The sequence below is a fragment of the Cedecea sp. VD22 genome (assembly GCF_037150195.1).
Classification (GTDB): Bacteria; Pseudomonadota; Gammaproteobacteria; order Enterobacterales; family Enterobacteriaceae; genus Cedecea.
The window spans coordinates 85,199-97,931 of sequence record NZ_JBBCPX010000009.1 but is presented as its reverse complement, the minus strand read 5'-3'; the positions used below and the strand labels follow the sequence as shown (position 1 = coordinate 97,931).

Below are 12,733 nucleotides of genomic sequence, written 5' to 3'. Positions count from 1 at the left end.
CGCTATTGTTGATGTGTATGCGCCCGGCTACGGATCAGCGGCCATACCAGCAGCGGTACGCCGACCAGCGACGCCACCAGCCCCACGGGCAGCTGACGCGGATAGAGAAAATTGCGGCCCATCCAGTCCGCCAGCACCATAATCAGCGCGGACAGCAGCGCGGCGGTGAACAGCTGCGCCATCGGGCGTTTCGCACCGGCTTTTCTCGCCAGATGCGGCCCCAGCAGCCCGACAAACGACACCGGCCCGACGATCAGCGTGGCCAGCCCGGTCATCAATGCGGCCAGCGCCAGCACGCTAATCCTCGCCCTGGCGACATTCACGCCCAGCGAACCGCTCACCTGCCCGAGCGGCAGCAGCAGTAGCCAGCGTTTGCACAGCGGAGAAACCGCCAACAGCAGCAACATGGCGAAGAACACGCCGATGGCGATGCCGTTATTGACGTAGTAGGTGCTGCCGGTCATCAGTTGCAGCAGCATCGAACTGGCCTGGCGGTTATTCAGCATCACAATGCTGGCGATGGCCTGGAACAGCGCGTTCAGCGCCAGACCGTTCAGCAGCACCCGCTGCGGGTTAAAGGCGCTCTGGCGGCTGCTCCACAGCGTTACCAGCAGGCTGATCAGCGCCCCGGCGGCGCTGCTGAGAATCATCAGCCCCGTTCCGCCCGTGGGGAACAGCAGCAGAAATGCCGTCACGCCCATCGCCGCCCCGCCGCCAATGCCGAGGATCTCCGGGCTTGCCAGCGGGTTACCGCTGACGCGCTGCATCAACACGCCCGCCGCCGCCAGCAAAGCCCCGGCGCTCAATGCCGCCAGCAGGCGCGGCAGGCGCATCGGCAGCAAAGCGGGTTGCTCCGCAAGGGTCGTCCAGTGCCAGCCGTGCAGCCCCTGGCCGACAAACAGCGACAGCACAACAGCCACCAGCAGCAGCGCAGAAGCCATGCCCGCCGGGAAGCGCACGCCGCCCGCTTCGCCTTCGTAAGCTGAAGGCGTGGTATCCAGTACCTGGTGCCGGGCCTTGCCCGCCAGCAGGATCAGCAGCGGGCCGCCGGTCAGGGCAGTTAACATCCCCACCGGCAGCAGTTGCCCGTCCAGCAGCGTGATACGGCTGACGCACAGGTCGGTGAACCACAGCAAACCGGCCCCAATAAGCAGCGAGTGGCTGAGCATTTGCCGGGTGGTACGCGCCCCACCTAAACGCGCCAGGTGCGGGGCGGCCAGGCCGATAAAACCAATCACCCCGACGCTGTTAATGATTAAGGCGCTCATCACCAGCGCCAGCGCCATCGCTACCGAACGGATCAGCAGCGGAGAAGCCCCCAGGCTGCTCACCATCGCCTCCGGCAGCCTGAGCAGCGCCAGCGGGCGCAGCAACAACAGCAAAGCCAGGCCGCACAGCCCGAGCCAGGGCAGAATCGCCGTCACGACGCTCCAGTCCTGCTGCGCCAGCGAACCGCCGCCCCACATCAGCACCGACAGCAGAAAACGGTCGTTGATCACCGCCATGATCATCGTCAGCGAGCCGCACCACAGGTTGACCAACATCCCCGCCTGAATCATCACCAGCGGCGACAGACGCTGCCGCCAGGAAAGCAGCAACACCAGCAGCAAAGCGACAACTTCCCCGGTAATCACTATGCCGGTTCGTGCAGAGAGCAGCGTCGCCGGGAACCACATCGACGCCACACCCAAAGCCAGCGTTGCGCCGGAAGTCATGCCGAGCGTAATCGGTTCCGCCAGCGGATTGCGCAGCGCCCGCTGCATCAGCCAGCCGCAAAGGGCCAGTACGGCGCCGCCGAGTAAAGCCATCACCTGGCGTGGGAACCACATGGAGTGCAGGATCACCGCCTGCGCGTCGGCCATTTTCGAGCTAAACAGCACGTTCAGGCCGTGAAGAAGCCCGTCGTACTGCGCGACGTTTTGCAGCGCCATGACGATGCTTGCCAGCCAAAGCCCGGCGATCAGCAGCCAGGAAGCCGTCGTTTTTCCCGTCTCAGCCATGCTGCCACCCCGCCACGATTTGCCCCAATGCTTCAGCAATGCGCGTGGCCGTCACAAGCGCACCACCGGAATTGAATTTTTGCGCCGGGAACGCCAGCTGAGTCTGAGAGGTGAGCGGCAGGCGCTGCCAGAGCAGTGAACGCTGCCAGCGTTGGATCTGCGGCCATTGCCCGTCCTCCGGCAAAAGAATCAGCCCGGCATTATCTGCCCCAATGCGCATCAGCTCGACCATAGCCTCGCCCTGCGCGTTAACGCCGCCGCGCCAGGCATTGCTGAAACCGCAGCGCGACAGCACATCTCCGGCGAGGCTGCCCGTGCCGTAAAGCCGCATATGCAGCGCGTCTACCGGCGTGGCGATAAACAGCGGACGTTGATAAGCAGAAGCGGATTCTCTGGCACGAATCGCAGCCTGCTCAAAAGCCGCCGTGACCGCACGAGCCTGCGCCTGGCGCTGGAGTACAACAGCCAGCTTATCGAGGGAAATTTGCCATTCGGCGAGACTGCCGGTTGGCAGCGTCAGCGTGGGCGCAATACGATCCAGCTGAGGCTTAAGAAGCGCGTGACCCGGCGTGATAACGATCAGACCGGGCTTCAACGCATACAGGGTTTCGAGGTTTGGCTGAAACAGCAGGCCGATATCCACCACGCTGGCGGGCAGTTCCGGCGTGCCTATCAGCTTGCGATACCAGTCGGGGGCCGATACCGACTGCGGCGTCACGCCAAGCGCCAGAATCAGCTCAGTCAGCCCCCAGTCCAGCACCGCCAGGCGCTGCGGAGGCCCGGAAACGGCACCAGCCGCCCCGATAAACGGGGCGGCCAGCGCAAAGGTCAGTAAACGTCTGCGGGAGAGCATTCGCTTACCACTGGTAGCTTAACGTTGCCACGTACTGACGCTTAACCGCGTACTCACAGCCGTTGTTTTGGCAGGCTGCAAGGTAGGTTTTGTTCGTCAGGTTAGCGGCGTTAAGGGCAACCTGCCACTGGCGGTACTGCCAGCCGATGCGGGCGTCATACACCGTGGCGCCCGGCACCTGCAGCGAGTTATCCGTTGTCGCATAGCTTGGGCCGACATAGCGCACGCCGCCGCCGAGGGAGAAACCATCCAGCGGGCCGCTGAACGCGTACTGGCTCCAGAGCTTGGCCAGGTTGCGGGAAATGCCCATCGGGTGTTTGCCTTCGCTGCCGTCGTTCGCCTGCAGCACTTCCGGGTCGGTCAGCGAGTAGGATGCGAGGATCTGCCAGGCTGGCGTGACGTTCACTTTACCTTCCAGTTCGATCCCACGGGAGCGGATCTCTCCGGTCTGCACGCTGTAATTCACATGATCGGGATCCGGCGTGGCGACGTTGGTTTGACGCAGATCGAACAGCGCCAGAGTAAACAGCGCGTCCATTCCGACCGGATCGTACTTCAGCCCAACTTCGGTCTGCTTGCCTTTGGTTGGCTTAAACGCATTGCCGTTAAACCCGGTACCCGCGCTTGGCACAAACGAGGTGGAATAGCTGATGTACGGCGCAATGCCGTTATCAAAGTGGTACAACAGCCCCGCGCGGCCGGTGGTGGCGTAGTCATTGCGCGTCTGGTGAGAACCGTCCAGCAGGTTGGTCGCTTTGGTTTGCGCGCTGTCATACCGCCCGGCGAGGCTCATCACCCAGTTGTCCAGCGTCAGCTGATCCTGCAGGTAAAGCCCCGTTTGATCCATCGTCGAATGGCTGTTGCTGGTAAACGCCGGGATCTCGACCGGCGTGCTGTAGTCCGGGTTGAGGTAATTCAGCGGCACAGCGTCGCCGTAGCCCGCCTGGCTGCGCACCGAGGAGTGCATCACATCCACGCCGAGCAGCGCGGTGTGCGACACTGGCCCGGTATCAAAGCGGAACTCGCCCTGGTTATCCGCCGCAAAGTTACTCATCGTTTCGGTAAGGTTCATGGAGTAGCGGTCAACCAGCGGCTGGGTTGGGTACGTCCCGAACGGGTACACCATGCGGTAATCGGCGCTGCTGCTGATGTAACGCACGTTCTGGCGCAGCGTAATGTTATCGTTCAATTCGGTACGGAACTGATAGCCGATGCTGCCCTGCCTGCGGGTGTAGGTATCAAAGCCCGGCTGGCCGCCGTAGAAGTGGGTGCCAATATTACCGTTCGGGTTGTTCACCAGCGTGCCTTTGACCGGCAGCATGTTGTAGAAACCGGTGTCAGGATCCTGGCGCAGCTGGGCCAGCAGCGTCAGGCTGGTGCGATCGTTTGGCTGCCAGGTCACGGACGGCGCAATGTCGTAGTGCTGGTAGCGGGTATGATCGACCTGCGTTTTGGTGTCGAAGAAGGTGCCCGCCACGCGGCCAAGCCACTCTTGGCTGTCGGTTAGCGGGCCGGTGACGTCAAAGCCGGTGCCAAACTGGCTGTTATTCCCGGCGCTGACGTAAACCTGGCCGCCCGGCTGGGCCTGCGGCGTTTTGCTGACAAGATTCACTACGCCGCCGGGGTTAGCCTGGCCGTAGAGCACCGAAGCCGGACCTTTGACCACTTCAATGCGGGAGAGCAGGAACGGATCCCACGCCGGGCGGCTCCACCAGGCTTCGCGCGGCAGGCGCAGGCCGTCCAGATATTCGTCGGCTTCAAAGCCACGCACCATGATGGTGTCAAAGCGGGTATCCGGGCCGGCATCTTCCGAGGAGACGCCCGCGACGTAGCGCAGCGTCTGGGGAATGTTTTTTGCCGCCATGGCCGCGATTTGCGCCTGTGTCACCACCGAAATACTCTGCGGCGTGCGGCTAATCAGCGAGCTGGATTTGGTGCCAGCCACCGCCTCATGTGCCACCACATTGGTTTCATCTTCCTGCCCGGAAGAAGAAGGTGCCGTGGCCGTAACAACCATCGTGCTGTCCTGTGCCGCCGGTTTGTCTGCTGCATGGGCAAAGCCCGCGCACGCCGCAAAGACCGCACAACTTAACGCCTTTAAAGGCATGTTCCCGTTTACCCATCCGCCCTGTTTCATATCGACCGTATCATGTTATAAGAAGAGGATCGAAATGATAATTATTCACCTTTAAAAGAGAAGAGCACCCGTGGCAGAATAGCGCGATCGGTTGACGGGATATCGCAAAGCGGACAGAGATTGTCTTAACGCGCTACTGCATCATGAAATGGCGAGAATCGGACGAACGGCAGGCAACAAATGATAAAGCAATTCACACAGCAGAGTCCGCAGGAAGCGTTTCTGGAAGTACGAGAACTCCATTATAGCGCAGGAAGCCAGGAGCCGTTTCACGCCCACGAGCAGGGCCAGCTGATTTACCCGGTCAGCGGCGTGGCAAAAATCCGCAGCGAGCAAAACGTCTGGGTCGTCGCCCCTGGCCACGCGCTTTGGCTGCCGGGGCGACTGCCTCACGGCCTGGAAGCCATCGGCAACGTGGTCACCCACAATCTCTACATGACGCCAGCGGCTTCTGCCGCGTTCAGCCGCCACAGCCGCAGCCTGGCCGTCACGCCGCTGTTTCAGTCCCTGACCGTCGCTGGCCTGGAAAAACCCGCCGACCCGCAGCGAAGCCAGCTATTGCACGACCTGCTGCACAACGAGCTGCTGCGCCTGCAGGATATTGCCCTGTGCCATATCACCCTCCCCCACGACAGGCGTATTCGCCAGCTTTGCGATGCGCTGTGCAGCGACCTTTCCCAGCGGGAAACCCTGGCCTGGTGGGGAAAACGGGTCGGCGCAAGCGAAAGAACCCTGGCGAGGCTGTTCCGGGAAGAGACGCAGCTCAGCTTTACCGAATGGCGGCAGCAAATGCACCTGGTGGAAGCCGTCTGCCACCTTGCGCGCGGCACCACCATCAGCAATCTTTCCAGCACGCTCGGCTACGCCAGCAGCAGCGCGTTTATCGCTATGTTCAGGAAAAAGCTGGGCGTTTCCCCGCAGAGGTATATTGGCCGCTATCTCTGACACGGCTTTTACAATCCGGTTCCATCGGCGATAATCACCGTTTGCGCCCCGGACCGGAACAACCATGAGCGACACGAAGCCCCCGCAAACGACGGCCAAGCGCCCGATGAAACTCAGCACCTCGGTGACGCTGATGCTGTGCGCCGTTATCGGCTCGGTGCTGCTTGTGGTTTACGCCCTGTACTTTATCCAGATCAGCAACGCCACCCGCAGCGGTCTGAAAGACACCGCGCTGGCGGTGGCGAGAACCCTGGCCGACGATCCGACGATCAAATACGGCCTGACGCAGCCCCACAGCAAAGACATTATTCCGCCGGTAGCCACCCGCGTGCAGGAGCGTAACGACCTGCTGTTCGTGGTGGTGACCGACATGAACGGCATTCGCTATTCACATCCCCAACCCGGCAATATTGGCTCGCATTTTATTGGCGACGACATTTTCCCGGCGCTGGAGGGCAAAGAGAATGTGTCGATCAACCACGGCGTGCTGGCGGAAGCCCTGCGCGTCTTTACGCCGGTCTATAACGAACAGCATAAGCAGATAGGCGTGGTCGCCATCGGCATCTCGCTGAGCAAAGTGGACGAGCAGATCAGCAAGAGCCGCTGGAGCGTGCTCTGGACGGTGTTGTTCAGCGCCCTGTTCGGCTCGCTCGGCACCTGGGTGCTGGTGCGGGTGCTGAAACGCATTCTGTTCGGCTTTGAGCCGTATGAAATCTCCGCGCTGTTCGAGCAGCGCCAGGCTATGCTGCAGTCCGTTAAAGAGGGCATTATCGCCGTTGACCGCGAAGGCCGCGTGACGCTTATCAACCACGCGGCGCGCAAAATGCTGCTCTCCCCGGACGATTTCCGCCTCGGTAAAACCGTGCCGCCGGGGCCGCTGGTGGCCACGCTGTGCGAAGTGCTGCACACCGGCACGCCGATTCAGGATCGGCAAATCATCAGCTATGGCCGCCTGGTCTTGTGTAATGCGGTGCCAATTCGTATAAATAATCAGGTGATCGGCGCCATCAGTACCTTCCGCGATAAGACTGAAATCAATTTGTTGACCCAGCGTGTAGACGGCATGGTGAATTATGTCGACGCGCTGCGCGAGCGCTCGCACGAATTTATGAATAAGCTGCACGTCATTCTTGGCCTGCTGCAGCTTAAGCATTACGACAAGCTTGAAGAGTACATTCTGCAAACCGCCAGCAATTACCAGACGGAAATTGGCACGCTGCAGAGCAAAATTAAGTCGCCGGTGATTGCCGGGTTCCTGATTGGCAAGATTAACCGCGCGCGGGAAGCGGGCCACCATCTGGCGCTTGCCGACGAATGCCAGCTGCCGGACAACCCGAACGAACTTCAGGTGATGGCGCTGATTACCGCGCTGGGCAACCTGATTGAAAACGCGCTGGACGCGATGGGCGACCAGCCTGATGGCGAAGTAGGCGTGCTGCTGCACTACCAGAACGGCGTGCTAAGCGTGGAAGTCAGCGACGACGGACCGGGTATAGAGCCGGACCATATTCAGTCTATTTTTGACAAAGGCTACTCCACCAAAGGCGAGCAGCGTGGCGTGGGGCTGTTCCTTGCCAGGCAGCAGCTTGAGCGCCTTGGTGGCAGTATTCAGGTGGAGTCAGAACCCGGCGTCTTCACCCAATTCTTTGTGCAGTTACCCTGGGATAGTGAAAGGAACAATGCGTGATTAATGTCTTAATTGTTGATGATGATGCGATGGTTGCGGAGCTTAACCGCGCCTACGTCAGCCAAATCCCGGGCTTTAGCTGCTGCGGTTCCGCCTCCACGCTGAAACAGGCGCGGGAGATGGTCAGCAACCCGGAGCTAAAAATAGATCTGATCCTGCTGGATGTGTATATGCAGCAGGATAACGGCCTGGATCTGCTGCCGACGCTGCGTGAAGCGGGAAAAACCATCGATGTGATCGTTATCTCCTCGGCGGCGGACGCGGCGACTATCCAGAAGTCGATGCACTACGGCGTGGTGGATTACCTGATCAAACCGTTCCAGTTCCCGCGCTTTGAAGAAGCGTTAACCAACTGGCGCGAAAAGAAAAACCTGATGGGCACCCACAAATATTACGAGCAGGCGGACGTTGACCGACTGCTGCACGGTGGCTCCCCGGTGGTGGCGGACGCCAAGCGCCTGCCGAAAGGGCTGACGCCGCAAACGCTGCGCACCATTTGCCAGTGGATCGACACCCATCCGACGGAAGAGTTCTCCACCGACGAACTGGCAGCGGCGGTAAATATCTCTCGCGTGTCATGCCGTAAGTATCTGATCTGGCTAGCGCAGATCAATATCCTGTTCACCAGCATTCATTACGGCATGACCGGCCGCCCGGTGTACCGCTATCGCCTGCAGGCCGAACAGCTTGGCCTGCTCAAGCAGTACTGCCAGTAATCAGCCGGTAGCTGTCATCCAGTAACGTAAAGCGGAACTGGCTGGCGGAAGAGAGAATAATCTCTCGCTGTTTGGTGACAAAAATCGCCTCGATATCGGGGCGATTCGCCAGCACTGCGCCGCCCTTTTCTAATCCCATGCCGTAAATCAACGTCGTCCAGATGTCCCCATCCAGCGAGTCAGTCGAGACGATCGTCACGCTATCCAGGTCGTTATCCAGCGGGTAGCCCGTGCGCGGGTCGAGAATATGGTGATAGCGTTTGCCGTCCAGCTCGAAATAGCGCTCGTAAACGCCGGATGTCACCACCGATTTGTTCGCCACCTCAATCACGCCCAGCATCTCTTCCGGGCCGCTAAACGGCTTTTTCAGCCCGATGGTCCAGCCGCCTTCCGGCGAGCCCAGCGTCTGCACGTTGCCGCCGAGGTTAATCAGCCCCTGCGCCACGCCCTGCCGCTGCAGGAAGTCGCGTACCCGGTCGGCAATGTAGCCCTTGGCTATCGCGCCCAGGTCTATTTCCATCCCGCTATGTGCCAGGTAAACGCTGCCTTCGGCTTCGTCCAGCACCACCTGATGCGGCTGCGTGCGCGGCAGCAGCGCGGCGATGTCTTCTGCCGGCGGAACGCTATCGCCCTTGAAACCAATCTTCCACCGCTTCACCAGCGGGCCAATGGCGAGATTAAAAATACTGTCGGGGAACAGGCTGGCGGCTTTGGCGCATTTGATAAGCTCGAACACCGGACGGCTGACGGCAACCGGATGTTTGCCCGCCGCGTGATTAATGCTCATCACCTGGGATTCGGCCCGGTTCACGGTGAGCAGATCTTCGTATTGTTTAATCAGGCGGAACACCTGAGAGGCGAGAGTTTCGTTGGGTTCGAACAGCTTGAGGAGAATGGGCGAGCCCATTAAAACGGCGGAGTAGCCATAAACACCTTCGGGTTGCGACATAGCGGGCTCCTTTTGCTGAAAAGGTTGCGCCCCGGCGAGGGCCGGAGCGCAGTTGGGCTTAGCGTTTTGCCCAGCTTGCCGCCTGATGGCCCGCCAGGGTACCAAAGACAATAATATCTGCCACCGCGTTACCGCCGATGCGGTTGCCGCCGTGAATACCACCGGCCACTTCACCCGCCGCGAACGCGCCAGGGATAACCTGATGCAGTTTATCCAGCACTTCGGTTTCGGCGTTGATGGTCACGCCGCCCATGGTGTGGTGCACCCCAGGGGCGATGCGGATGGCGTGGAACGGGCCATCTTTAATCGGGTTGCGCAGCGCGGTTTGACGGCCAAAATCTTCGTCGTACTGATTTTCCACGAAGCCGTTGTAACGCTCAAGCGTGGCGAGGAAGGTGTGGTAATCCATTCCCAGTTTCTCCGCCAGTTCGCGAGGCCCTTCGGCGCTGACCACAAAGCCTTTGGCGATGTACTCATCTGCCGCTTTGTTTTTAGTGCGAACGTTCTCGTCGAACACGATGTAAGCGTATTTCTCCGGCAGCGCGATAATCTGCGCCGACACTTTATCGCGGGTTTCCATTTCGTTGAAGAAGCGGCTGCCTTTTTGGTTCACAAGGATGGCACCGCCGCCGCGAATGGACTCGGAAATCAGGTACGAGGTGGTTTGCTCCACGGTTGGGTGAATCTGTATTTCGCCCATATCCACGGTGCCTGCGCCCAGTTTTTCCAGCAGCGCGATACCGCCGCCCGTGGCGCCTTTGTGGTTAGTGGTGACAAAGCCTTCCAGATCCGGGCGATATTTCACCACCATCGAGCTGTTGGCGCTGAAGCCGCCGGTCGCCACGATCACGCTTTTCGCGTGGATGGTCAGCGCTTCGTTTTCGTCCGTCAGCAGCGCCACGCCGCTGACTGCGCCCTGGTCAAACAGGATTTCCGTTACCGCCGTTTCCATCAGCACGTCGATGCTGCGTTTGTTGATGTTACGCAGCAGGCCGCTGATCAGGTAGCCGCCGACCGCCGATCCGTCACGTGGGCGGTGGGTGCGGTCAATGCTCATCCCGCCGGTGGTGGTGATGTCGTTCAGCATGATGCCGCGATCCGCCAGCCACTCAATGGCCTGCGGGGCGTTTTCCACAAAGCGGTGCAGCAGCTCTGGGTTATTTTTGTTGTAGCCGCCTTTCAGGGTTTCGGCATAGAACAGCTCTTTGCTGTCGAAGATACCTTTGACGCGCTGGAAGCGGGTTTCCGCCGCGTTCATCCCGGCAGATGCCTTAACGGTGTTCCCGCCGATGGACGGCATTTTCTCAACGATCAGCACGCTGGCACCTTCGTCGTGGGCCTGAATCGCCGCCGCCAGACCGGCACCGCCGCTGCCGACCACAACCACGTCGTAGCTCTGCGGGGCGCTAACGCCGCCGCTTTCTTCAAACGCCTGCTGCTTGCTGGATTTCACCATCGCTTTAGAAACGGCTTTTTTCACCGCTTCGCTCTGGGAAGTCGCGCCGGAAATGGCATCCACAAACGGCGAGTTGGCGGTCAGGATACGGGTACGAATTTCTTCGAAGTTAGTGGTGAACTCCACGTCGTCCTGCGGGCCAGCGGCCAGCGCGATATCGGCGATGCGATCGCTGTCGAGGCTGACGTTAATCACCAGTTGGTTGACGTCATCGCTGACGGTTTCTTCGAAGATCCCCGGTTTAAATTTAGAGGCTCCGCCCATGCTCATGTCACGGATCATCGCCTCGACCAGCGAGAAGCGCCACAGCGGCTCAGGGATGGTCAATTCTTCGCGTTTGGTGCTGTCGATAAACAGATCCAGCACTTCGCCGTTGGCGATGCGGGCAGTCCAGTCCGGGTAGGCAATGCAGGCGCGGCCTACGGCCACCAGGTCATACCCGTGCTCCAGCGCGGTTTCCACGTCGGAAGCATTCACGATGCCGCCCACGCCCATCACCGGGATCTGCGCCAGCGCGTCGGAGCGCATTGCACAGTATTTGTTGATCAGCGGCGTCGGGTCGGCGGTGTCGTTAATGGACGGACGCAGCGAGTAACCCAGAGAGAAGTGCAGGTAGTCCAGGCCTCGCTCGGCCAGTTTTTCCAGCAGGTACATGGTGTCGTCGAAACGAATCCCAGGCACTTCAAGCTCTTCCGGGGAGAAACGGTAGCCGATGATGAATGCATCGTCAGCAAACTGACGCACCATCTGATGGGTGATATCCAGCACGGCAAGCGGGAACTTAGCGCGGTTGTCGCGGCTGCCGCCCCATTCGTCATCACGCTGGTTTGAGTTCGGGGAGTAGAACTGTTGAATCAGATAGGTGTTCGCGCCGTGGATTTCCACACCGTCGAAACCAGCCTGAATGGCGCGGCGAACGGCCTCACCAAATTTAGTCACCATGCCCGCCACTTCTTCTGTGGTCAGGGCACGCGGTGTTGCAGCACCGTCGCGTGGTGCGGCCAGCGCGCTTGGGCCAACCGGCGTGCGGCCACCGATGAGTTTAGGGTCGACCATGCGGCCGCCGTGGTAAATCTGCAGCAGGGCTCTGGAGCCTTCAGCTTTAATCGCGGCGGCGATTTTCGCCAGGCCAGCAATTTTTTCGTCGGTGTCTATCCCGATAGCGCCAGGGAAGGCCAGGCCTAAATCGTCAATAAAGCAGCATTCCACCACGATGGTACCGATGCTCCCGGCGCGGACGCGGTAGTACTCCACCAGCTCTTCGGTCACGGTGCCATCAAAATACCCGGTACAGGTAGTCATCGGTGCCATTAGCAGACGATTTTTTAACGCCGTACCGTTAGGTAAAGTAAATGGGCTTAACATGTTTTTGTCGGTGCTCATAATGTCGACTCCAAACTTTAAAATTTAAAACTGAGAATTCGGTTGCTGGCACTATTTTCGTTCTGGTTATTGGCCATTTCGCATGTCAACAATATAAGACTATTTTTAGTTACCAAACTATTTACGTTAGTTTAAAAACTATTAAAGAACCGTAATAACACAATTACCCACAACGTGTTATTAATTAAAATATAAAAGATAACAGCTTATTAAATTAATATAACATTTTAGTTACCTACCAGATGCACGCCGTGAACATGCGCCAGACCATGCGGCAAGCGGAATCGAGTCAGCAAAAAACATCAAAAATGACCTGAGCGCCGCTTTTTTAATGATCAAACTGATAACTTTTCGCCGTAAATAACCCTGCTAAAACACGAACTATTATTTTTTACGAAAAGAATAACCAGAATCTGTTTTTTTGATCTCGATCAATTGTCATATACCCCGAAAGCGCAATATATAACTATCCATAAAATTTAATTCACCGCCGATAAAAAGCGATGAATACCTATTTCCGCAACCGCTAACCAAGAGCGTTTAATTAATAAAGTAAGTTTAAAAACTAAAGTAAGCGGAAATATAAAACGAATCCTTAACTCCTTAT

At 58.8% G+C, this 12,733-nt stretch carries 8 protein-coding genes; 3 read left to right on the top strand and 5 right to left on the bottom strand.

The window, feature by feature from the left end; genetic code table 11:
• Positions 1 to 2: 2 nt before the first annotated feature.
• Genes fhuB through WFK85_RS16170 form a run of 3 tightly spaced genes read right to left on the bottom strand, consistent with a single transcriptional unit; the run spans position 3 to position 4,990 of the window.
• Positions 3 to 2,000, bottom strand: coding sequence for a Fe(3+)-hydroxamate ABC transporter permease FhuB (gene fhuB / locus WFK85_RS16180; protein ID WP_336708921.1), 1,998 nt, complete (start codon positions 1,998 to 2,000; stop codon positions 3 to 5).
• Positions 1,993 to 2,853 (bottom strand): ABC transporter substrate-binding protein, encoded by an 861-nt coding sequence (locus tag WFK85_RS16175; protein WP_336708920.1) that lies wholly within the window; start codon positions 2,851 to 2,853, stop codon positions 1,993 to 1,995. The genes fhuB and WFK85_RS16175 overlap by 8 nt, the downstream gene beginning before the upstream one ends.
• Positions 2,854 to 2,857: 4 nt before the next feature.
• Positions 2,858 to 4,990: a TonB-dependent siderophore receptor gene (locus tag WFK85_RS16170; RefSeq protein ID WP_336708919.1), complete on the bottom strand. Its 2,133-nt coding sequence runs from the start codon at positions 4,988 to 4,990 to the stop codon at positions 2,858 to 2,860.
• 180 nt (positions 4,991 to 5,170) lie between these two features.
• Here WFK85_RS16170 and WFK85_RS16165 point away from each other — a divergent pair, with 180 nt between their 5' ends.
• From WFK85_RS16165 to dcuR, 3 genes are all read left to right on the top strand, one after another.
• Entirely contained in the window at positions 5,171 to 5,935 is a 765-nt protein-coding gene (locus WFK85_RS16165; RefSeq protein WP_166876253.1) for an AraC family transcriptional regulator, read from the top strand.
• A 64-nt stretch (positions 5,936 to 5,999) separates the two neighbouring features.
• Positions 6,000 to 7,622 carry a sensor histidine kinase gene (locus WFK85_RS16160; protein WP_008454419.1) on the top strand — a complete coding sequence of 541 codons (1,623 nt, stop codon included), beginning with the start codon at positions 6,000 to 6,002 and terminating at the stop codon, positions 7,620 to 7,622.
• Positions 7,619 to 8,338, top strand: coding sequence for a two-component system response regulator DcuR (dcuR, locus tag WFK85_RS16155; protein ID WP_008454417.1), 720 nt, complete (start codon positions 7,619 to 7,621; stop codon positions 8,336 to 8,338). Before WFK85_RS16160 ends, dcuR begins: the two co-directional genes overlap by 4 nt.
• Here dcuR and WFK85_RS16150 read toward each other — a convergent pair.
• Together WFK85_RS16150 and WFK85_RS16145 are read right to left on the bottom strand one after the other, a co-directional pair.
• Entirely contained in the window at positions 8,319 to 9,287 is a 969-nt protein-coding gene (locus WFK85_RS16150; RefSeq protein ID WP_166994342.1) for an FAD:protein FMN transferase, read from the bottom strand. The genes dcuR and WFK85_RS16150 overlap by 20 nt on opposite strands.
• Positions 9,288 to 9,345: 58 nt before the next feature.
• On the bottom strand, positions 9,346 to 12,126 hold the full coding sequence (locus tag WFK85_RS16145; protein WP_166994340.1) for a flavocytochrome c: 2,781 nt from the start codon (positions 12,124 to 12,126) through the stop codon (positions 9,346 to 9,348).
• Positions 12,127 to 12,733 lie beyond the last annotated feature (607 nt).

Coding starts and splice junctions, on each gene's coding strand:
- fhuB (WP_336708921.1), bottom strand. CDS start 2,000: ATGGCTGAGACGGGAAAAACGACGGCTTCCTGGCTGCTGATCGCCGGG.
- WFK85_RS16175 (WP_336708920.1), bottom strand. CDS start 2,853: ATGCTCTCCCGCAGACGTTTACTGACCTTTGCGCTGGCCGCCCCGTTT.
- WFK85_RS16170 (WP_336708919.1), bottom strand. CDS start 4,990: ATGAAACAGGGCGGATGGGTAAACGGGAACATGCCTTTAAAGGCGTTA.
- WFK85_RS16165 (WP_166876253.1), top strand. CDS start 5,171: ATGATAAAGCAATTCACACAGCAGAGTCCGCAGGAAGCGTTTCTGGAA.
- WFK85_RS16160 (WP_008454419.1), top strand. CDS start 6,000: ATGAGCGACACGAAGCCCCCGCAAACGACGGCCAAGCGCCCGATGAAA.
- WFK85_RS16150 (WP_166994342.1), bottom strand. CDS start 9,287: ATGTCGCAACCCGAAGGTGTTTATGGCTACTCCGCCGTTTTAATGGGC.
- WFK85_RS16145 (WP_166994340.1), bottom strand. CDS start 12,126: ATGAGCACCGACAAAAACATGTTAAGCCCATTTACTTTACCTAACGGT.